This is a genomic window from Streptomyces sp. DT224, from assembly GCF_049844595.1.
Lineage (GTDB): Bacteria > Actinomycetota > Actinomycetes > Streptomycetales > Streptomycetaceae > Streptomyces.
Genome location: NZ_JBNCLI010000014.1, coordinates 69966 through 90790, shown reverse-complemented (window position 1 = coordinate 90790; position 20825 = coordinate 69966). Strand labels below are relative to the sequence as shown.

Here is a 20825-nt window from a genome sequence, read left to right as displayed (position 1 = left end):
CGCACATGACGCAGATGCGCCGCGGTCGCCGGCTGGCGATCGACGTCGGGGACGCCCGGATCGGGGTCGCCTCGTGCGACCCCGACGGGATCCTCGCGACGCCGGTGGAGACCGTGCCGGGACGCGATGTCCCGGCCGCCCACCGGCGGCTGGGACAGCTCGTCGCGGAGTACGAGCCGATCGAGGTCGTCGTCGGGCTGCCGCGCTCCCTGGGCGGCGGCGAGGGCCCGGCCGCCGCCAAGGTCCGCGCCTTCGCCGACGTGCTCGCCCGAGCGGTCGCACCCATTCCGGTGCGGTTGATCGACGAGAGGATGACCACAGTAACGGCGAGTCAGGGGCTCCGTGCCTCGGGCGTGAAGTCCAAAAAGGGCCGTTCCGTCATCGACCAGGCTGCCGCTGTGGTGATCCTGCAGAACGCTCTGGAGTCGGAGCGCGCTTCGGGCAATCCGCCGGGCGAGGCCGTCGAAGTAGTGGTCTGATCGCAATACGGTAACGTTCCGCGCGATGCGGCGGTGTTCGAACAAGCACCGCACAGCAAAGAGACGGAACATCGTCTCGCGGCTCAAGGGGATCGATGACTGAGTATGGCCGGGGCCCCGGCTCCGAACCGTGGCATCCCGAGGACCCCTTGTACGGGGACCAGGGGTGGGGCGGCCAGCAGCCTGCCCACGGCCAGGCCCAGTACGACGGCCAGAACCAGTACGACGGCACCCACCAGTACGGCGCCCAGCAGCAGTACCCGCAGGGCCAGCACGACCCGTACCAGCAGCAGCCGCAGGACCCGTACGCCACGCAGCAGCACCAGCAGCCGGGCCCCTACGCCGCGCAGCAGCAGGACCCGTACGCCCAGCAGCAGTACCAGCAGCAGTACCAGCAGCAGGCGTACGGGAACCAGCACCCGCAGGACCCGTACGGTCAGCAGCCCCAGCAGCCGCAGCCCGGCTACGACACCGGCTGGGACACGGGCCAGCAGGCGGTGCCGCCGTACGACGGCCAGCCCGCCGCCACGTACGGCTACGGCGAGACGAACGACTACTACGGCACCCCTGAGGCGTACCCGCCCCCGCAGCCCCCGGGCCGCCGCGAGGCCGCACCGGCCCCGGCCCCGGAGCAGACCCCGGACTGGGACCCGGCGGAGCCGCCGGAGGAGACCCACCCCTTCTTCACGGGCGTGGACGAGAAGAAGGACGGCCGCAAGGCCCCCCGGGACGACGACTACGACGACGATGACGACGACCGCGACACCCGCGACGGGGGCGGCGAGCGTCGGGGCAAGGGCAAGAAGAAGAAGGGCCGCAGCGGCTGCGCGTGCCTGGTCGTCTCCCTCGTCCTGGTCGCCGGCGTCGGCGGCGCGGGCTACTTCGGCTACTCCTTCTACCAGGACCGCTTCGGCCCCGCCCCGGACTACTCGGGCAGCGGCTCCGGCTCGGTCGAGGTGGAGATCCCGAAGGGCGCGTACGGGTACGACATCGGCAACATCCTGAAGAAGGCCGGCGTCGTGAAGAGCGTCGACGCCTTCGTCTCGGCGCAGAACGAGAACCCGAAGGGGAAGGGGATCCAGGCGGGGGTCTACCTCCTCCATTCGCAGATGTCGGCGGCCGAGGCCGTGAAGATGATGGTGGACCCGAAGAGCCAGAATCTTCTGATCATCCCGGAGGGCACGCCGAACCGGCTGGTGTACGCCTCGATCGACACGAAGCTGGGCGTCGCCAAGGGAACGACCGCCAAGGTGGCCAAGAAGGAGTCGGGCAGCCTCGGCCTGCCGGACTGGGCGAAGAACCACAAGGACGTCATCGACCCCCTGGAGGGGTTCCTCTACCCGGCCGCCTACCCGGTCACCAAGGGCATGAAGCCGGAGACCGTCCTCAAGTCGATGGTGTCCCGCGCCAACGAGGAGTACGAGAAGGCGGACCTGGCGGAGAACGCCAAGAAACTGAAGCTCGAGAGCCCCTGGCAGCTGATCACCGTCGCCAGCCTCGTCCAGGCCGAGGGCAAGTACAAGCACGACTTCGACAAGGTCGCGCGGGTCGTCTACAACCGGCTCAAGCCCAACAACGTCGAGACCAACGGGCTGCTCGACTTCGACTCCACCGTGAACTACGCGAAGAAGTCGAGCACGCTCGACATCGGGGCCGTCTCGGATCTCCGGGAATTCAAGCACCCGTATAACACGTACTACATCCACGGTCTGCCGCCGGGCCCCATCAACAACCCCGGCGACGCGGCCCTGCAGTCCGCCATAAAGCCCACCCCCGGCCCCTGGTACTACTTCGTTTCGGTGACGGAGGACAAGACGGTCTTCGCCGTGACCAACGAGGAGCACGAGCGGAACCGCGAGAAGTACAAGAAGGAGCAGTCGGGCCAGTGAGCACCCACCACCGGGCAGCCGTCCTCGGCTCGCCCATCGCCCACTCGCTCTCCCCGGTGCTGCACCGGGCCGCGTACGCCGAACTCGGCCTCGACGACTGGTCGTACGGCCGGTTCGAGGTCGACGAGCAGGCGCTGCCGGGATTCATCGAGGGGCTGGACGGGAGCTGGGCCGGACTCTCGCTCACCATGCCGCTGAAGCGGGCGGTCATCCCGCTGCTCGACGGGATCACCGGCACCGCCGCCTCCGTCGAGGCCGTGAACACCGTGGTCTTCGGTGAGGACGGCCGCCGCACCGGTGACAACACCGACATCCCCGGCATGGTCGCGGCCCTGCGCGAACGCGGCGTCGAGAAGGTGGAGTCCGCCGCGATCCTCGGCGCCGGCGCCACCGCGTCCTCCGCCCTGGCGGCGCTGTCCGGCATCTGCGCCGGGCCCGTCACCGCGTACGTCCGCAGCGCGGCCCGCGCCGACGAGATGCGCGGCTGGGGCGAACGGCTCGGCGTCGACATCCGCGTCGCCGACTGGGCGGAGGCCGACCGGGCGCTGACCGCGCCCCTCGTCATCGCCACCACCCCCGCCGGCGCGGCCGACGCGCTGGCCGGGTCCGTGCCGGAGCGGCCCGGCACACTGTTCGACGTGCTGTACGAGCCGTGGCCGACCCGGCTCGCCTCCGCCTGGGCGGGCCGCGGCGGCGCAGTCGTCGGAGGTCTCGACCTCCTCGTGCACCAGGCGGTCCTCCAGGTCGAGCAGATGACGGGCCGCTCGCCCGCCCCGCTCGCCGCCATGCGCAAGGCGGGCGAAGAGGCGCTGGCCGCCCGCTGACGCCCGCCCGGCCCCGCCCGAGCCGTCCGTCTGCTGGACCGACGGCGGGGCGGGGGCCCCGGTCGTGGGAGGATCGGAGGCGGCGGGCCAGGGCCGCGCACCCGGTCGCGCCGCTGGATTTCAGGCGCGAGCATGAGGAGCACCGTTGAGCAGGTTGCGCTGGCTGACCGCGGGGGAGTCGCACGGCCCCGCACTGGTGGCGACGCTGGAGGGCCTTCCCGCCGGCGTCCCGGTCACCACGGAGATGGTGGCGGACGCGCTCGCCCGGCGGCGGCTCGGTTACGGCCGCGGTGCGCGGATGAAGTTCGAGCGGGACGAGGTCACTTTCCTCGGCGGTGTCCGGCACGGCCTCACCATGGGCTCCCCGGTCGCCGTGATGGTGGGCAACACCGAGTGGCCCAAGTGGGAGCAGGTCATGTCGGCCGACCCGGTCGACCCCCAGGTGCTGGCCGAGCAGGCCCGTAACGCCCCGCTGACCCGGCCCCGCCCCGGCCACGCCGACCTGGCCGGCATGCAGAAGTACGGCTTCGACGAGGCCCGGCCGGTCCTGGAGCGCGCGAGCGCCCGGGAGACCGCCGCCCGCGTCGCCCTCGGTGCCGTTGCCCGGTCCTACCTCAAGGAGACCGCGGGCATCGAGATCGTCAGCCATGTCGTGGAGCTGGCCGCCGCCAAGGCGCCGTACGGGGTCTACCCGGTCCCCTCCGACGTGGAGCGGCTCGACGCCGACCCGGTGCGCTGCCTCGACGCCGACGCGAGCAAGGCGATGGTCGCCGAGATCGACCAGGCCCACAAGGACGGCGACACCCTCGGCGGCGTCGTCGAGGTGCTGGCGTACGGCGTGCCCGTCGGCCTCGGCTCGCACGTGCACTGGGACCGCCGGCTCGACGCCCGCCTCGCCGGCGCGCTCATGGGCATCCAGGCCATCAAGGGCGTCGAGGTCGGCGACGGCTTCGACCTCGCCCGGGTGCCCGGGTCCAAGGCGCACGACGAGATCCTGGTGACCGAGGACGGCATCAAGCGCGCCTCCGGCCGGGCCGGCGGCACCGAGGGCGGACTCACCACCGGTGAGCTGCTGCGCGTCCGCGCCGCGATGAAGCCGATCGCCACCGTGCCGCGCGCGCTGGCCACCGTCGACGTGGTGACCGGCGAGCCCGCCAAGGCCCACCACCAGCGCTCCGACGTCTGCGCCGTCCCGGCCGCCGGCATCGTCGCCGAGGCGATGGTCGCCCTGGTCCTGGCCGACGCCGTGGCGGAGAAGTTCGGCGGCGACAGCGTCACCGAGACCAGCCGCAATGTGCGGTCGTACCTCGACCACCTCCAGATCCGATGACCGGACCCCTGGTCGTCCTGGTCGGCCCCATGGGCGTCGGCAAGTCCACGGTCGGCGAACTGCTCGCCGGCCGGCTGGGCACCGGCTACCGGGACACCGACGCGGACGTCGTCGCCACGGCCGGGAAGCCCATCGCGGAGATCTTCTTCGACGAGGGCGAGGACCACTTCCGCGCGCTGGAGCGGGACGCCGTCCGCGCCGCCGTCGCCGAGCACACCGGCGTCCTGTCGCTCGGCGGCGGGGCCGTCCTGGACGAGTCGACCCGCGCGCTGCTCGCCGGCCGCCCGGTCGTCTACCTCTCGATGGACGTGGACGAGGCGGTCAAGCGGGTCGGGCTCAACACCGCCCGCCCGCTGCTCGCGGTCAACCCGCGCCGGCAGTGGCGCGAGCTGATGGAGGCCCGCAGGCACCTCTACACCGAGGTCGCCCGCACGGTCGTCGCCACCGACGAGCGCACACCCGAAGAGGTCGCCCAGGCGGTCCTCGACGCACTGGAGCTGCCGGACGGGGCCCCGTCCGGCCGGGAGAACACACCATGACCCAGCAGGCACCCACCCGCGTCCGCATCGCCGGCAGCGCGGGCACCGACCCCTACGAGGTACTGATCGGCCGGCAGCTCCTCGGTGAGCTGCCCGGGCTCATCGGTGAGCGGGCCAAGCGCGTCGCGGTCCTCCACCCCGAGGCGCTCGCCGAGACCGGCGAGGCGGTCCGCCAGGACCTCGCCGGCCAGGGCTACGAGGCGATCGCGATCCAGCTGCCCAACGCCGAGGAGGCCAAGACCGTCGAGGTCGCCGCCTACTGCTGGAAGGCGCTCGGCCAGACCGGCTTCACCCGCACCGACGTCATCGTCGGCGTCGGCGGCGGCGCCACCACCGACGTGGCGGGCTTCGTCGCGGCGTCCTGGCTGCGCGGAGTGCGCTGGATCGCCGTGCCGACGACCGTGCTCGGCATGGTCGACGCGGCCGTCGGCGGCAAGACGGGCATCAACACCGCCGAGGGCAAGAACCTCGTCGGCGCCTTCCACCCGCCGGCCGGGGTCCTCTGCGACCTGGCCGCCCTGGACTCGCTGCCCGTCCACGACTACGTCTCCGGCATGGCCGAGATCATCAAGGCGGGCTTCATCGCCGACCCGGTGATCCTCGACCTGATCGAACAGGACCCGCAGGCCGCCCGTACGCCCACCGGACCGCACACCGCGGAGCTCATCGAGCGCTCCATCCGGGTCAAGGCCGACGTCGTCTCCAGCGACCTCAAGGAGTCCGGACTCCGCGAGATCCTGAACTACGGCCACACCCTGGGCCACGCGATCGAGAAGAACGAGCGCTACAAGTGGCGCCACGGTGCCGCCGTCTCCGTCGGCATGGTCTTCGCCGCCGAACTGGGCCGGCTGGCCGGCCGCCTGGACGACGCCACCGCCGACCGGCACCGCGCGATCCTGGAGTCCGTCGGGCTGCCGCTCACCTACCGGGGCGACCAGTGGCCGAAGCTGCTGGAGAACATGAAGGTCGACAAGAAGTCGCGCGGCGACCTGCTGCGCTTCATCGTCCTGGACGGCCTCGGCAAGCCCGCCGTCCTGGAGGGTCCCGACCCGGCAGTCCTGCTCGCCGCCTACGGGGAGGTCTCGGCATGACCCGCCGGGTCCTCGTGCTCAACGGCCCCAACCTCGGCCGGCTCGGCTCCCGCGAGCCCGACGTCTACGGCGCCACGTCGTACGCCGGGCTCGTGGAGGCGTGCCGCACCCTCGGCAAGGAGCTCGGTCTCGACCCCGACGTGCGCGAGACCAACGACGAGGGCGAGCTGATCCGCTGGCTCCACGAGGCCGCCGACGGATCGATTCCGGTCGTCATCAACCCGGGTGCGTTCACGCACTACTCGTACGGGATGCGGGACGCGGCCGCCCAGCGCACCGCCCCGCTGATCGAGGTCCACATCTCGAACCCGTACGCACGGGAGGAATTCCGCCACACCTCGGTGATCGCCCCGGTCGCGACCGGGACCGTGGCCGGATTCGGCATCGGCTCCTACCGGCTCGCGCTGCGCGCCCTGGCGGACGAACTCGCGGACTGAGCCGGGCGCGTGCGGGCTCGCGGGCACCCGGGGTGTCCCGCCCGGCCGGGGCCGCGACGCCCGGTACCTCCCCCGCTCTCCACTCCGTTCGAGCGGGGGAGACCGCACCGAGGACGCTCCGGCGACCTCGCTCGCAGCGCACCGGACGCCGCGGCCCGGTCCGGCCCCGACCGGCAGGGCACTTCAGACCCTCCCCGGCCGTTGTCCGTCCGGCGGCCGGGGAAGGTACGGTTGCCGTTGCACCAGCGCCAGTTGCCTGTACGAGACGGAGTTGCACCGGATGCAGCACGCAGTGGGGGCCCCGCTGCCTCCGCCCCGGGGTCCCGGAAACGGTCCCGCCGGCTGGCCGCACCAGGCCCAGCACCCCGGCCCGCCGCACCAGCCCCCGGCCGGCCCGCCCGCCGGGCACCCCGGCCCGCCGCCCGCGGGCCCGCCCGTGCCGCAGAGCCACGGCTGGAGCGGACCGGCACCGCAGCAGGCCCCGGCCACCCGCGAGACCACCGGGCACATCCAGCTGCCGCCCGGCAGACCCGTACCGCTGCCCGCGCCGCCCGCAGAGCCCGGCACGGGCAACGCGACGCTCGCGGTGCTCCTCATCGGCCCGGCGGGCGCCGGGAAGACCACCGTGGCCCGGCTCTGGGCGGCCCGGCGCCGGGTGCCCACCGCTCACGTCAGCCTGGACGACGTCCGGGAGTGGGTCTGCTCCGGCTTCGCCGACCCGCAGGCCGGGTGGAACGACCAGTCGGAGGCCCAGTACCGGCTGGCCCGCCGCACCTGCGGCTTCGCCGCCCGCAACTTCCTGGCCAACGGGATCTCCTGCATCCTGGACGACGCGGTCTTCCCCGACCGGCCGGTCGTCGGCCTCGGCGGCTGGAAGCGGCACGTCGGCCCCGGGCTCCTGCCCGTCGTGCTGCTGCCCGGCCTGGAGATCGTCCTGGAGCGCAACGCCGAGCGCAGCGGCAACCGCCGCCTCTCCGACGAGGAGGTCGCCCGTATCCACGGCCGGATGGCCGGCTGGTACGGTTCCGGGCTCCCGATCATCGACAACTCGACCTACGACGTGGAGACCACCGCCCGGGTCCTGGACGACATACTCGCCCGCTCCCTGGCCAGCCCTCCTTCCTGGTGAGGCGGCGGCGCCCGCCCTGCCCACGGGCGCCCGTCCCCCCGGTCGGATGCGCCCGCCGCGCGGGCTCGGCGCCGCGCTCGTACGCTCGACGCATGTCAGAGGTGTACGCCGTCCGACGCGGGCTGCTCCGCGACCGGTGCGCCGCAGTCGGATCCGCGGCCGCCCTGGTCTCCCGCCCCGCCAACGTCCGCTACCTGGCCGGGGGCGCGCCCCCGGGTGCCGTGCTGCTGCTGGGCCCCGGCGAGGACGTCCTGCTCTGCCCCCGCCCGCCGACCGGTGATCCGGCCGACGGACGCACCGACGAGCACCTGCGGGTCGACCTGCTGCCGGTGGCCGGCGGGGACCCCGTGGTCGCCGCCGCAGACGTGGCCGCCGGGGCCGGCGCGGAGTCGCTGGCCGTCGAGGAGCACGACCTGACGGTCGCCCGGCACCGGGCCATGGCCTCGGTCGCCCCCAAGCTGCGGCTGGCCGACCTGGGCGCGACGGTCGAGCAGTTGCGCATCGTCAAGGACGAGGAGGAGATCGGCTGCCTGCGGATCGCGGCCGAGATCACCGACCAGGCGCTGGGCGAACTCCTCGAATCGATCCTCGTCGGCCGCACCGAACGTCACCTGGCGCTGGAGCTGGAGCGCCGGCTGGTGGACCACGGTGCCGACGGTCCCGCCTTCGCGACCTCCGTCGCCACCGGTCCCCACTCCGGCCGGGGCCGCCACCGGCCCTCGGACCGGCGGGTGGAGGAGGGAGATTTCCTCTCGGTCTGCCTGGGCGCCAACTACCGGGGCTACCGCTGCGAGATCGGCCGGACCTTCGTCATCGGAACGGCGCCCGCCGACTGGCAGATCGAGCTGTACGAGCTGGTTTTCGCCGCTCAGCGGGCCGGCCGCGAGGCCCTGCTGCCCGGCGCCGAGTACCGCGACGTGGACCGGGCCGCCCGCCATCTCCTGGACTCCGCGGGCCACGGCGAGGGCCTGGCGCCCTTCACGGGCCACGGGGTGGGGCTCGAAATCGACGAGGACCCGCAGCTGGCACCCGCGGCCATGGGTAAACTGGACGCTTGTGTGCCGGTCACCGTCGAACCGGGGGTCCACCTCCCGGGCCGGGGCGGGGTCCGGATCGATGACACGCTCGTCGTGCGCCCCGAGGCGGACGGCGGACCCGAGCTACTCACCATTACGACCAAGGAGCTGCTCGCGCTCTAGCGCGCGTTTCTCGGTCGTTCCACCAGCTTCAGCCCAGGAGATTCCGCAACCGTGGCTTCCACGAACGACCTCAAGAACGGCATGGTGCTCAAGCTCGACGGGGGCCAGCTCTGGTCCGTAGTCGAGTTCCAGCACGTCAAGCCCGGCAAGGGCCCGGCCTTCGTGCGCACCAAGCTCAAGAACGTGCTCTCCGGCAAGGTCGTCGACAAGACCTTCAACGCCGGCATCAAGGTCGAGACGGCCACGGTCGACAAGCGCGACATGCAGTTCTCGTACATGGACGGCGAGTACTTCGTCTTCATGGACATGGACACCTACGACCAGCTGATGGTCGACCGCAAGGCCGTCGGCGACGCCGCCAACTTCCTGATCGAGGGCTTCACCGCCTCCGTCGCCCAGCACGACGGCGAGGTGCTCTACGTCGAGCTGCCGGCCGCCGTCGAGCTGACCATCCAGCACACCGACCCGGGCGTCCAGGGCGACCGCTCCACCGGCGGCACCAAGCCGGCCACGCTGGAGACCGGCTACGAGATCGGTGTCCCGCTCTTCATCACCACCGGTGAGAAGATCAAGGTCGACACCCGCTCCGGCGAGTACCTCAGCCGGGTGAACAAGTAGTCGTGGCTGCTCGTAACACGGCACGCAAGCGTGCCTTCCAGATCCTCTTCGAGGCCGACCAGCGCGGCGAGTCCGTGCTGACGGTCCTCGCGGACTGGGTACGGCACTCGCGGTCCGACACCCGCCAGCCGCCGGTCACCGAGTACACGATGGAGCTCGTGGAGGGGTACGCGCCGTACGCGGAGCGCATCGACGACCTCATCGTCACCTACTCCGAGGGCTGGGACCTCGACCGCATGCCGGTCGCCGACCGGAACATCCTGCGGCTCGGCGCGTACGAGCTGATCTGGGTGGACGGGACCCCGGACGCGGTGGTCATCGACGAGGCGGTGCAGATCGCCAAGGAGTTCTCCACCGACGACTCCCCGTCCTTCGTGAACGGCCTGCTGGCCCGTTTCAAGGACCTCAAGCCGAATCTCCGCCGGGAGCAGTGACCCGGCGGCGTTTTCCGCCGACGAAGGGCCCACGGCTGATGCCGTGGGCCCTTCGGCATGTCCGCGCGTGCCTCTCGGGCGTACGGAAAAAGCCGGGTTCGGCGGGGCGTCCGTGAGGAGCCCCGCCGAACCCGGCGGCACGTTTCTCCGAGGTGCTGCTCAGCCCTCGTCGTGGGCGACGGCGCGGCGCGCGTCCGCGTCGAGCACGCCCCAGCTGATCAGCTGCTCCGTCAGCACCGAAGGCGACTGGTCGTAGATCACGGCCAGCGTGCGCAGGTCGTCCTGGCGGATCGACAGCACCTTGCCGTTGTAGTCGCCGCGCTGGCTCTGGATCGTCGCCGCGTAACGCTGGAGGGGGCCGGCCTTCTCCGGGGGCACGTGCGCCAGGCGCTCCAGCTGGAGGACCAGCTTCGGCGGCGGCTCGGCGGCACCGCCGGGCGTCGTGCCCGGCAGGAGCTCCTGGACCGGGACGCCGTAGAAGTCCGCCAGCTCGGCAAGGCGCTGCACGGTCACGGCACGGTCGCCGCGCTCGTACGAACCGACCACGACGGCCTTCCAGCGGCCCTGGGACTTCTCCTCCACGCCGTGGAGGGAGAGGCCCTGCTGGGTGCGGATGGCACGGAGCTTGGCCCCGAGCTGTTTTGCGTATTCGCTGGACATAAGGCTCCCCGGACGCTGGAACGTACGCGGCTGGGCCGCGTGGCTGGTAACTCACTGTGAGGTTACGCAGCGTTACTTGGTCGCGTCAAGCTGAGATGGTCCGTACCGGCTCTCCCCGGGGGTGGGGACGAGGTCCGGCAAGGGCCCTGGTAACGTGGATGACGCAATTTCGACGTCCTTTAAGGTCCGTCCCGTGAGGCGGAGAAGGAGGTCCGTTTCTTATGGACGCACAGCACGACGCCACCGGCAACGCGGCACGCCCCGTTCTGGAGGCTCCCGACATCGCCCGGGCTCTGACCCGCATCGCCCACGAGATCGTCGAACGTGCCAAGGGCGCCGACGACGTGGTGCTCCTCGGCATCCCGACCCGCGGGGTCTTCCTCGCCGGCCGGCTCGCCGCCAAGCTCGAGGAGATCACCGGCCGCACGATGCCGGTCGGCTCCCTCGACATCACCATGTACCGCGACGACCTGAGGCTGCGCCCCGCGCGCGCCCTCGCCCGCACCGAGATCCCCGGCGAGGGCATCGAGGGCCGCCTGGTCGTCCTGGTGGACGACGTCCTCTTCTCCGGCCGCACGATCCGCGCCGCCCTCGACGCGCTCGGCGACATCGGCCGGCCCCGCGCGGTGCAGCTGGCGGTCCTCGTCGACCGCGGCCACCGCGAACTGCCGATCCGCGCCGACTACGTCGGCAAGAACCTCCCCACGTCGCTGCGGGAGACGGTCAAGGTCCAGCTCGCCGAGGAGGACGGCCGCGACGCCGTGCTGCTCGGGGTCGAGCCGGCCGCCCCCGCGGTCGAGCGCTAGCTCCCTGCCCGTACGGCCCACCCGCCGTGCGGCGGCTTCCGCGCGCCCGCATGCCTGAAACCTCCAGCCACCCGGAGAACACCCAGATGAAGCGTCACCTCATCTCGGCCGCCGACCTCACCCGCGACGACGCCGTCCTGATCCTCGACACCGCCGAGGAGATGGCCAGGGTCGCGGACCGGCCGATCAAGAAGCTCCCGACCCTGCGCGGCCGGACCGTCGTCAACCTCTTCTTCGAGGACTCGACGCGTACCCGCATCTCCTTCGAGGCGGCGGCCAAACGGCTGTCCGCCGACGTCATCAACTTCTCCGCGAAGGGTTCGTCCGTCTCCAAGGGCGAATCCCTCAAGGACACCGCCCTCACCCTGGAGGCGATGGGCGCCGACGCCGTCGTCATCCGCCACGGCGCCTCCGGAGCCCCGTACCGGCTGGCCACCTCGGGCTGGATCGACGGTGCCGTCGTCAACGCGGGCGACGGCACCCACGAGCACCCCACCCAGGCCCTGCTGGACGCCTTCACGATGCGCCGCCGGCTCGTCGGCGCCGACGCGGGGCTCGGCAAGGACCTCGACGGCCGCCGGATCACCATCGTCGGCGACATCCTGCACAGCCGGGTCGCCCGTTCCAACGTGCACCTGCTGAACACGCTCGGCGCCCACGTCACCCTCGTCGCCCCGCCCACCCTGGTCCCGGTCGGCGTCGAGCAGTGGCCCTGCGACGTCAGCTACGGCCTGGACGAGGTGCTGCACCGGTCCGACGCTGTGATGATGCTTCGTGTGCAGCGCGAGCGGATGAACGCCGCCTACTTCCCGACCGAGCGCGAGTACTCGCGCCGCTACGGCCTGGACGGCGAGCGGATGGCGAAGATGCCCGAGCACGCCGTCGTCATGCACCCCGGTCCCATGGTCCGCGGCATGGAGATCACCGCCGAGGTCGCCGACTCCGACCGCTGCACGGTCGTCGAGCAGGTCGCCAACGGCGTCTCCATCCGCATGGCCGTGCTCTACCTGCTGCTCGGCGGCTACGAGTCAGCCACCCCCACCGCCGCCCGTACCGAGGAGAACAAGTAACCATGAGCAAGATCCTTATCCGCGGCGCGAAGGTACTCGGCGGCGACCCGCAGGACGTCCTCATCGACGGCGAGACCATCGCCGCCGTCGGCACCGGTCTCGACGCCGGCGACGCCACCGTGATCGAGGCGGCCGGCCAGGTCCTGCTGCCCGGCCTGGTGGACCTCCACACCCATCTGCGCGAGCCCGGCCGCGAGGACTCCGAGACCGTCCTCACCGGCACCAGGGCCGCCGCGGCCGGCGGCTTCACCGCCGTCCACGCCATGGCCAACACCTTCCCGGTCGCCGACACCGCCGGAGTGGTCGAGCAGGTCTGGCGCCTCGGCAAGGAGTCCGGCTACTGCGACGTCCAGCCCGTCGGCGCCGTCACCGTCGGCCTGGAGGGCAAGCAGCTCGCCGAGCTCGGCGCCATGCACGACTCCGCCGCCGGCGTGAAGGTCTTCTCCGACGACGGCAAGTGCGTGGATGACGCGGTCATCATGCGCCGCGCCCTGGAGTACGTGAAGGCGTTCGACGGCGTCGTCGCCCAGCACGCCCAGGAGCCCCGCCTCACCGAGGGCGCCCAGATGAACGAGGGCGTCGTCTCGGCCGAGCTGGGCCTCGGCGGCTGGCCCGCCGTCGCCGAGGAGTCGATCATCGCCCGCGACGTCCTGCTCGCCGCGCACGTGGGCTCCCGGGTCCACATCTGCCACCTGTCGACCGCCGGCTCCGTGGAGATCGTGCGCTGGGCCAAGTCCAAGGGGTGGAACGTCACCGCCGAGGTCACCCCGCACCACCTGCTCCTCACCGACGAGCTCGTCCGCAGCTACAACCCCGTCTACAAGGTGAACCCGCCGCTGCGCACCGAGGCCGACGTCATGGCCCTGCGCGAGGCGCTCGCCGACGGCACGATCGACTGCGTCGCCACCGACCACGCCCCGCACCCGCACGAGGACAAGGACTGCGAGTGGGCCGCGGCGGCCATGGGCATGGTGGGCCTGGAGACCGCGCTCTCCGTCGTCCAGCAGACGATGGTCGAGACCGGGCTGCTCGACTGGGCCGGCGTCGCCGACCGCATGTCGGCGCGCCCCGCGGCCATCGGACGGCTCGAAGGACACGGCCGCCCCGTCTCGGCCGGTGAGCCCGCCAACCTCACGCTGGTCGATCCGGCATACCGTGGAGAGGTGGACCCCGCGGGTTTCGCCTCCCGCAGCCGCAACACCCCGTACGAGGGGCGCGAGCTGCCCGGCCGAGTGACCCACACCTTCCTGCGGGGCCGTGCCACGGTCGTCGACGGGAAGCTCGCGTGACAACACAGACCCTGTACCAACTGGCCGCCGAGCAGAAGTCGGCTGAAGTGACCGACTGGTCCGCGCGGATCAGCTGGGTGATCGGACTCGTCGTCCTCGTCGTGTTCGTCTACTGGCTGATGCGCCAGGGCTGGAAGTGGCGCGGAAGCCTCCAGTCCGGCCTGCCCGCCCCGGCCACCGCGCCGGAAGGCTTCGCGGACGGCGAGAAGCTGCTCACCCTCTCCGGCCGCTACCACGCGTCGACCACCGCCGGGCAGTGGCTCGACCGGATCGTCGCCCACGGCCTCGGCACCCGCAGCCGCGTCGAGCTCACCCTCACCGCCGAGGGCCTCGACGTCGTACGGCCAGGCGCCGCGGACTTCTTCGTCCCGGCCGCCGACCTGCGCGGCGCCCGCACCGAAAGGGCACTGGCGGGCAAGGTCCTGCCCGAGGGCGGACTCCTCGTCATCACCTGGGCGCTCGGCGACCGGCTGATCGACTCCGGATTCCGCTCCGACCACTCGGCCGAACACCCCACCTGGGTCGACGCCGTCAACCACCTCACCAGCACTACGGAAGGCATCGCACGATGACGACCTCCACCCGGGGAGCCCAGGCTCCCGCCGTACTCGTCCTGGAGGACGGCCGCACCTTCCGCGGCCGCGCCTACGGGGCTGTGGGGGAGACCTTCGGCGAGGCGGTCTTCTCCACCGGCATGACCGGTTACCAGGAGACGCTGACCGACCCCTCGTACCACCGCCAGGTCGTCGTGATGACCGCCCCGCACGTCGGCAACACCGGCGTCAACGACGAGGACCCCGAGTCGAAGCAGATCTGGGTCTCCGGCTACGTCGTCCGCGACCCCGCCCGGACCCCCTCCAACTGGCGCTCCCGCCGCTCCCTCGACGAGGAGCTCGCCAACCAGGGCGTCGTCGGCATCAGCGGCGTCGACACCCGCGCCCTCACCCGCCATCTGCGCGAGCGCGGCGCGATGCGCGTCGGCATCTTCTCCGGCGAGGCCGTCACCGACGAGGCCACGATGCTGGCCCGCGTCCAGGAGGCCCCCGAGATGACGGGCGCCGACCTGTCCGCCGAGGTCGCCACCAAGGAGGCGTACGTCGTCCCCGCGATCGGCACCAAGAAGTTCACCGTCGCCGCGATCGACCTCGGCATCAAGGGCATGACCCCGCACCGGATGGCCGAGCGCGGCATCGAGGTGCATGTGCTGCCCGCCACCGCCACGCTGGAGGAGATCTACGCGGTCGCCCCCGACGGCGTCTTCTTCTCCAACGGCCCCGGCGACCCGTCCACCGCCGACCACCCGGTCGCCCTGATGCAGGGCGTCCTGGAGCGGCGGACCCCGCTGTTCGGCATCTGCTTCGGCAACCAGATCCTGGGCCGCGCGCTCGGCTTCGGCACGTACAAGCTGAAGTACGGCCACCGCGGCATCAACCAACCCGTGCAGGACCGCTCGACCGGCAAGGTCGAGGTCACCGCCCACAACCACGGCTTCGCCGTCGACGCCCCGCTCGACAAGGTCTCCGACACCGCCTACGGCCGCGCCGAGGTCTCCCACGTCTGCCTGAACGACCAGGTCGTCGAGGGCCTCCAGCTGCTCGACCGGCCGGCCTTCAGCGTCCAGTACCACCCCGAGGCGGCGGCCGGCCCGCACGACGCCGCGTACCTCTTCGACCGCTTCACGTCTTTGATGAACACCGTCCTGATGGAGGGCCAGCGTGCCTAAGCGCTCCGATATCCAGTCCGTCCTGGTCATCGGCTCCGGCCCGATCGTCATCGGGCAGGCCGCCGAGTTCGACTACTCCGGCACCCAGGCGTGCCGCGTGCTCAAGGCCGAGGGCCTGCGCGTCATCCTGGTGAACTCCAACCCGGCGACGATCATGACCGACCCGGAGATCGCCGACGCCACGTACGTCGAGCCGATCACCCCGGAATTCGTCGAGAAGATCATCGCCAAGGAGCGCCCCGACGCACTGCTGCCCACCCTGGGCGGCCAGACCGCGCTCAACACCGCGATCTCCATGCACGAGAACGGTGTCCTGGAGAAGTACGGCGTCGAGCTCATCGGCGCCAACGTCGAGGCCATCAACAAGGGCGAGGACCGCGACCTCTTCAAGGGCGTCGTGGAGGCCGTCAAGGAGAAGATCGGCTACGGCGAGTCCGCCCGCTCGGTCATCTGCCACTCCATGGACGACGTCCTCGCCGGCGTCGACACGCTCGGTGGCTACCCGGTCGTCGTCCGCCCCTCCTTCACCATGGGCGGCGCCGGCTCCGGCTTCGCGCACGACGAGGAGGAGCTGCGCCGCATCGCGGGCCAGGGCCTCACGCTCTCCCCGACCACCGAGGTGCTGCTCGAAGAGTCCATCCTCGGCTGGAAGGAGTACGAGCTGGAGCTGATGCGCGACCGCAACGACAACGTCGTGGTCGTCTGCTCCATCGAGAACTTCGACCCGATGGGCGTCCACACCGGTGACTCGATCACCGTCGCCCCGGCGATGACCCTCACCGACCGCGAGTACCAGCGGCTGCGCGACATCGGCATCGCGATCATCCGCGAGGTCGGCGTCGACACCGGCGGCTGCAACATCCAGTTCGCGATCGACCCCGCCGACGGCCGCGTCATCGTCATCGAGATGAACCCGCGCGTCTCCCGCTCCTCGGCGCTCGCCTCCAAGGCCACCGGCTTCCCGATCGCCAAGATCGCCGCCAAGCTGGCCGTCGGCTACACGCTGGACGAGATCCCCAACGACATCACCGAGAAGACCCCGGCCTCCTTCGAGCCGACCCTCGACTACGTCGTCGTCAAGGCCCCGCGCTTCGCCTTCGAGAAGTTCCCCTCCGCCGACTCCACCCTCACCACCACCATGAAGTCGGTGGGCGAGGCCATGGCGATCGGCCGGAACTTCACCGAGGCCCTGCAGAAGGCCCTGCGCTCCCTGGAGAAGAAGGGCTCGCAGTTCACCTTCACCGGCGACCCCGGCGACAAGGCCGAGCTGCTGGCCGAGGCGGTCCGCCCGACCGACGGCCGCATCAACACGGTCATGCAGGCGATCCGGGCCGGCGCCACCCAGGAGGAGGTCTTCGACGCCACGAAGATCGACCCCTGGTTCGTGGACCAGCTCTTCCTGATCAAGGAGATCGCCGACGAGCTGGCCGCCGCCGGCAAGCTCGGCCCCGAGCTGCTCGCCGAGGCCAAGCGGCACGGCTTCTCCGACGTCCAGATCGCGGAGATCCGCGGCCTGCGCGAGGACGTCGTCCGCGAGGTCCGCCACGCGCTCGGCATCCGCCCGGTCTACAAGACGGTCGACACCTGCGCCGCCGAGTTCGCCGCGAAGACCCCGTACTTCTACTCCTCCTACGACGAGGAGAGCGAGGTCGCGCCGCGCACCAAGCCCGCGGTGATCATCCTGGGCTCCGGCCCCAACCGCATCGGCCAGGGCATCGAGTTCGACTACTCCTGCGTCCACGCCTCCTTCGCGCTCAGCGACGCCGGCTACGAGACCGTGATGGTCAACTGCAACCCGGAGACGGTCTCCACCGACTACGACACCTCCGACCGCCTGTACTTCGAGCCCCTGACGCTGGAAGACGTGCTGGAGATCGTGCACGCCGAGTCCCTGGCGGGCCCGGTCGCGGGCGTCGTCGTCCAACTCGGCGGCCAGACCCCGCTGGGCCTGTCGCAGGCGCTCAAGGACAACGGCGTGCCCGTCGTCGGCACCTCCCCGGAGGCGATCCACGCCGCCGAGGACCGCGGCGCCTTCGGCCGCGTCCTTGCCGAGGCCGGCCTGCCCGCCCCCAAGCACGGCACCGCCACCACCTTCGCCGAGGCCAAGGAGATCGCCGACGAGATCGGCTACCCCGTCCTCGTCCGCCCCTCGTACGTGCTCGGCGGGCGCGGCATGGAGATCGTGTACGACGAGACCCGGCTCTCCGCGTACATCGCCGAGTCCACCGAGATCAGCCCCACCCGGCCGGTCCTGGTCGACCGCTTCCTCGACGACGCCATCGAGATCGACGTCGACGCCCTCTACGACGGCACCGAGCTCTACCTCGGCGGCGTCATGGAGCACATCGAGGAGGCCGGCATCCACTCCGGCGACTCCGCCTGCGCGCTGCCCCCGATCACCCTCGGCGGCCACGACGTCAAGCGGCTGCGCGCCTCCACCGAGGCCATCGCCAAGGGCGTCGGCGTCCGCGGCCTGATCAACATCCAGTTCGCGCTCTCCGGCGACATCCTCTACGTCCTGGAGGCCAACCCGCGCGCGTCGCGGACCGTGCCCTTCACCTCGAAGGCGACCGCGGTCCCGCTCGCCAAGGCCGCCGCCCGCATCTCGCTGGGCGCGACCGTGGCCGAGCTGCGCGAGGAGGGCCTGCTGCCGAAGAGCGGCGACGGCGGCACGCTGCCGCTGGACGCGCCGATCTCCGTCAAGGAGGCCGTCATGCCGTGGTCGCGCTTCCGCGACATCCACGGCCGCGGCGTCGACACCATCCTCGGCCCGGAGATGCGCTCCACCGGCGAGGTCATGGGCATCGACTCGGTCTTCGGCACCGCGTACGCCAAGTCGCAGGCCGGCGCCTACGGGCCGCTGCCCACCAAGGGACGCGCGTTCATCTCGGTGGCCAACCGCGACAAGCGCTCGATGATCTTCCCGGCCCGCGAGCTGGTCGCCCACGGCTTCGAGTTGCTGGCCACCTCCGGCACCGCCGAGGTCCTCAAGCGCAACGGCATCAACGCCACGGTCGTGCGCAAGCAGTCCGAGGGCGAGGGCCCGGACGGCGAGCCGACCATCGTCCAGCTGATCCACGAGGGCGGTGTCGACCTCATCGTCAACACCCCGTACGGGACCGGGGGCCGGCTCGACGGCTACGAGATCCGCACCGCGGCCGTCGCCCGCTCCGTGCCCTGCCTGACCACGGTCCAGGCGCTCGCCGCGGCCGTCCAGGGCATCGACGCCCTCAACAACGGAGACGTCGGCGTCCGTTCCCTCCAGGAACACGCGGAACATCTGACCGCGGCCCGCGACTAGCCCGCTCCCAGGGGGACACCGGAAACGGTGTCCCCCTCTTCATGAGGACACCGTGATGTACAAGTTCTTCTTCCAGCTGGTCTTCAAGCGCATGGACCCGGAGCAGGCCCATCACCTGGCCTTCCGCTGGATCCGCCTCGCCGCCCGCGTCCCCGTGCTGCGCACCTGCCTGGCCGCCGCCCTCGCCCCCCGCTACACGTCGCTGCGCACCGAGGCCCTGGGCCTGCGGATGCACGGCCCCTTCGGGCTCGCCGCGGGCTTCGACAAGAACGCCGTGGCGATCGACGGCATGGCGATGCTGGGCTTCGACCACGTCGAGATCGGCACCGTGACCGGCGAGGCGCAGCCCGGCAACCCGAAGAAGCGGCTGTTCCGCCTGGTGGCGGACCGCGCGCTGATCAACCGCATGGGCTTCAACAACGAGGGCTCCGCCGCCGTCGCGGCCCGGCTCGCCGCCCGCACCCCGGTCTTCCGCACCACCGTCGGCGTCAACATCGGCAAGACCAAGGCCGTCCCCGAGGCCGACGCCGCAGCCGACTACGTGAAGTCCACCGAGCGCCTGGCCGCCCACGCGGACTACCTCGTCGTCAACGTCTCCTCGCCCAACACCCCCGGCCTGCGCAACCTCCAGGCCACCGAGTCGCTGCGCCCGCTGCTCACCGCCGTGCGCGAGGCGGCCGACCGCACCGTCACCCGCCGCCGCGTCCCGCTGCTCGTCAAGATCGCCCCGGACCTCGCGGACGAGGACGTCGACGCGGTCGCCGATCTGGCCGTCGAGCTGGGCCTGGACGGCATCATCGCCACCAACACCACCATCGCCCGCGACGGGCTGGGCCTGAAGTCCCCGGCGGCCCTGGTGAAGGAGACCGGCGGCCTGTCCGGCGCCCCCCTCAAGGAACGCTCCCTGGAGGTCCTCAGCCGCCTCCACCGGCGCGTGGGGGACCGGATCACCCTGGTGGGCGTCGGCGGCGTCGAGAACGCCGAGGACGCCTGGCAGCGCATCCTGGCCGGAGCCACCCTCGTCCAGGGCTACAGCGCCTTCATCTACGAGGGCCCGTTCTACGCCCGCGCGATCCACAAGGGCCTGGCCGCGCGCCTGGCCGCCTCCCCGTACGCCACACTCGCCGACGCCGTCGGCGCGGAATCCCGGAAGGCAGCGAAATGACCCTGGAACCCTTCGGCGCCCGGCTGCGCCACGCCATGGACACCCGAGGCCCGCTCTGCGTCGGCATCGACCCGCACGCCTCCCTGCTCAGCGCCTGGGGGCTCCCCGACGACGTGGCGGGCCTGGAGCGGTTCACCCGTACGGTCGTCGAGGCGCTGGCCGACCGGGTCGCCGTGCTCAAGCCGCAGTCCGCGTTCTTCGAGCGGTTCGGCTCGCGGGGCATCGCCGTCCTGGAGAAGGCCGTCGAGGAGGCGCGCGCGGCCGGGGCCCTGGTCCTGATGGACGCCAAGCGCGGCGACATCGGCTCCACCATGGGCGCCTACGCGGCGACCTACCTGGACAAGGACTCGCCGCTGTTCTCGGACGCGGTCACGGTCTCGCCGTACCTCGGCTTCGGCTCACTGCGGCCCGCGCTCGACGCGGCGGCGGTCTCCGGCGCCGGTGTCTTCGTCCTCGCCCTGACCTCCAACCCGGAGGGCGCCGAGGTGCAGCGCGCCACGGCTGCCGACGGCCGTCCGCTGGCCCAGCTGATGCTCGACCACATGGCCGCCGAGAACGCGGGCGCCGCCCCGCTCGGCTCGGTCGGGGCGGTCGTCGGCGCCACGCTCGGCGACGTGGGCGTGGACCTCGCGATCAACGGGCCGCTGCTCGCCCCCGGCATCGGCGCGCAGGGGGCGACCCCGGCCGATCTGCCGGGCGTCTTCGGCGACGCGGTGCGCAACGTGGTGCCCACCGTGAGCCGGGGCGTGCTGCGCCACGGGCCGGACATCGCGGGGCTGCGCGGCGCCGCCGAACGGTTCGCGGACGAGGTCCGCGCGGCGGTCTCGGACCGCTGACCCTGC

At 71.9% G+C, this 20825-nt stretch carries 20 protein-coding genes; 19 read left to right on the top strand and 1 reads right to left on the bottom strand.

Annotated features, from left to right (window positions below; genetic code table 11):
- Positions 1-5 precede the first annotated feature (5 nt).
- The 11 genes from ruvX (at position 6) to nusB (ending at position 9969) form a co-directional block, all read left to right on the top strand.
- Positions 6-479 (top strand): Holliday junction resolvase RuvX, encoded by a 474-nt coding sequence (ruvX, locus tag ACLQ2N_RS31235; RefSeq protein ID WP_425818321.1) that lies wholly within the window; start codon positions 6-8, stop codon positions 477-479.
- Between the two features lie 95 nt (positions 480-574).
- Positions 575-2368 carry an endolytic transglycosylase MltG gene (gene mltG / locus ACLQ2N_RS31230; protein ID WP_425818319.1) on the top strand — a complete coding sequence of 598 codons (1794 nt, stop codon included), beginning with the start codon at positions 575-577 and terminating at the stop codon, positions 2366-2368.
- On the top strand, positions 2365-3192 hold the full coding sequence (locus ACLQ2N_RS31225) for a shikimate dehydrogenase (protein ID WP_425818317.1): 828 nt from the start codon (positions 2365-2367) through the stop codon (positions 3190-3192). Before mltG ends, ACLQ2N_RS31225 begins: the two co-directional genes overlap by 4 nt.
- A 145-nt stretch (positions 3193-3337) precedes the next feature.
- Positions 3338-4522, top strand: a complete 1185-nt coding sequence (gene aroC / locus ACLQ2N_RS31220; protein ID WP_425818315.1) for a chorismate synthase — start codon at positions 3338-3340, stop codon at positions 4520-4522.
- A complete protein-coding gene (locus ACLQ2N_RS31215) occupies positions 4519-5061 on the top strand; it encodes a shikimate kinase (protein WP_425818313.1) in 543 nt (180 codons plus the stop codon). Before aroC ends, ACLQ2N_RS31215 begins: the two co-directional genes overlap by 4 nt.
- Entirely contained in the window at positions 5058-6152 is a 1095-nt protein-coding gene (gene aroB / locus ACLQ2N_RS31210) for a 3-dehydroquinate synthase (RefSeq protein ID WP_425818311.1), read from the top strand. Before ACLQ2N_RS31215 ends, aroB begins: the two co-directional genes overlap by 4 nt.
- Positions 6149-6589, top strand: a complete 441-nt coding sequence (gene aroQ / locus ACLQ2N_RS31205; RefSeq protein ID WP_425818309.1) for a type II 3-dehydroquinate dehydratase — start codon at positions 6149-6151, stop codon at positions 6587-6589. Before aroB ends, aroQ begins: the two co-directional genes overlap by 4 nt.
- Positions 6590-6869: 280 nt before the next feature.
- Positions 6870-7718: a Pro-rich N-terminal domain-containing protein gene (locus ACLQ2N_RS31200; protein ID WP_425818307.1), complete on the top strand. Its 849-nt coding sequence runs from the start codon at positions 6870-6872 to the stop codon at positions 7716-7718.
- A 92-nt stretch (positions 7719-7810) separates the two neighbouring features.
- On the top strand, positions 7811-8917 hold the full coding sequence (locus tag ACLQ2N_RS31195; protein ID WP_425818305.1) for an aminopeptidase P family protein: 1107 nt from the start codon (positions 7811-7813) through the stop codon (positions 8915-8917).
- Positions 8918-8968: 51 nt separating this feature from the next.
- Positions 8969-9535 (top strand): elongation factor P, encoded by a 567-nt coding sequence (gene efp, locus ACLQ2N_RS31190; protein ID WP_365684109.1) that lies wholly within the window; start codon positions 8969-8971, stop codon positions 9533-9535.
- A gap of 2 nt (positions 9536-9537) precedes the next feature.
- A complete protein-coding gene (nusB, locus tag ACLQ2N_RS31185) occupies positions 9538-9969 on the top strand; it encodes a transcription antitermination factor NusB (protein ID WP_425818303.1) in 432 nt (143 codons plus the stop codon).
- 159 nt (positions 9970-10128) lie between these two features.
- Here the strand turns inward: nusB and bldD are convergent, their stop codons facing one another.
- Entirely contained in the window at positions 10129-10629 is a 501-nt protein-coding gene (bldD, locus tag ACLQ2N_RS31180) for a transcriptional regulator BldD (protein ID WP_018103903.1), read from the bottom strand.
- A 221-nt stretch (positions 10630-10850) separates the two neighbouring features.
- Here bldD and pyrR point away from each other — a divergent pair, with 221 nt between their 5' ends.
- The 8 genes from pyrR to pyrF all read left to right on the top strand — a co-directional run bounded on the left by pyrR (position 10851) and on the right by pyrF (position 20819).
- Positions 10851-11435, top strand: a complete 585-nt coding sequence (gene pyrR / locus ACLQ2N_RS31175) for a bifunctional pyr operon transcriptional regulator/uracil phosphoribosyltransferase PyrR (RefSeq protein ID WP_425818300.1) — start codon at positions 10851-10853, stop codon at positions 11433-11435.
- An 86-nt stretch (positions 11436-11521) separates the two neighbouring features.
- Positions 11522-12505, top strand: coding sequence for an aspartate carbamoyltransferase catalytic subunit (locus tag ACLQ2N_RS31170; RefSeq protein WP_425818462.1), 984 nt, complete (start codon positions 11522-11524; stop codon positions 12503-12505).
- Positions 12506-12507: 2 nt separating this feature from the next.
- Entirely contained in the window at positions 12508-13794 is a 1287-nt protein-coding gene (locus tag ACLQ2N_RS31165; protein ID WP_073967773.1) for a dihydroorotase, read from the top strand.
- Positions 13791-14366, top strand: coding sequence for a hypothetical protein (locus ACLQ2N_RS31160; protein WP_425818298.1), 576 nt, complete (start codon positions 13791-13793; stop codon positions 14364-14366). Before ACLQ2N_RS31165 ends, ACLQ2N_RS31160 begins: the two co-directional genes overlap by 4 nt.
- Positions 14363-15517, top strand: a complete 1155-nt coding sequence (gene carA / locus ACLQ2N_RS31155) for a glutamine-hydrolyzing carbamoyl-phosphate synthase small subunit (RefSeq protein WP_425818296.1) — start codon at positions 14363-14365, stop codon at positions 15515-15517. Before ACLQ2N_RS31160 ends, carA begins: the two co-directional genes overlap by 4 nt.
- A complete protein-coding gene (gene carB / locus ACLQ2N_RS31150; RefSeq protein WP_425818294.1) occupies positions 15510-18818 on the top strand; it encodes a carbamoyl-phosphate synthase large subunit in 3309 nt (1102 codons plus the stop codon). The genes carA and carB overlap by 8 nt, the downstream gene beginning before the upstream one ends.
- Before the next feature lie 55 nt (positions 18819-18873).
- On the top strand, positions 18874-19983 hold the full coding sequence (locus tag ACLQ2N_RS31145) for a quinone-dependent dihydroorotate dehydrogenase (protein WP_425818292.1): 1110 nt from the start codon (positions 18874-18876) through the stop codon (positions 19981-19983).
- Positions 19980-20819: an orotidine-5'-phosphate decarboxylase gene (gene pyrF, locus ACLQ2N_RS31140; protein WP_425818290.1), complete on the top strand. Its 840-nt coding sequence runs from the start codon at positions 19980-19982 to the stop codon at positions 20817-20819. Before ACLQ2N_RS31145 ends, pyrF begins: the two co-directional genes overlap by 4 nt.
- Positions 20820-20825: the final 6 nt, after the last annotated feature.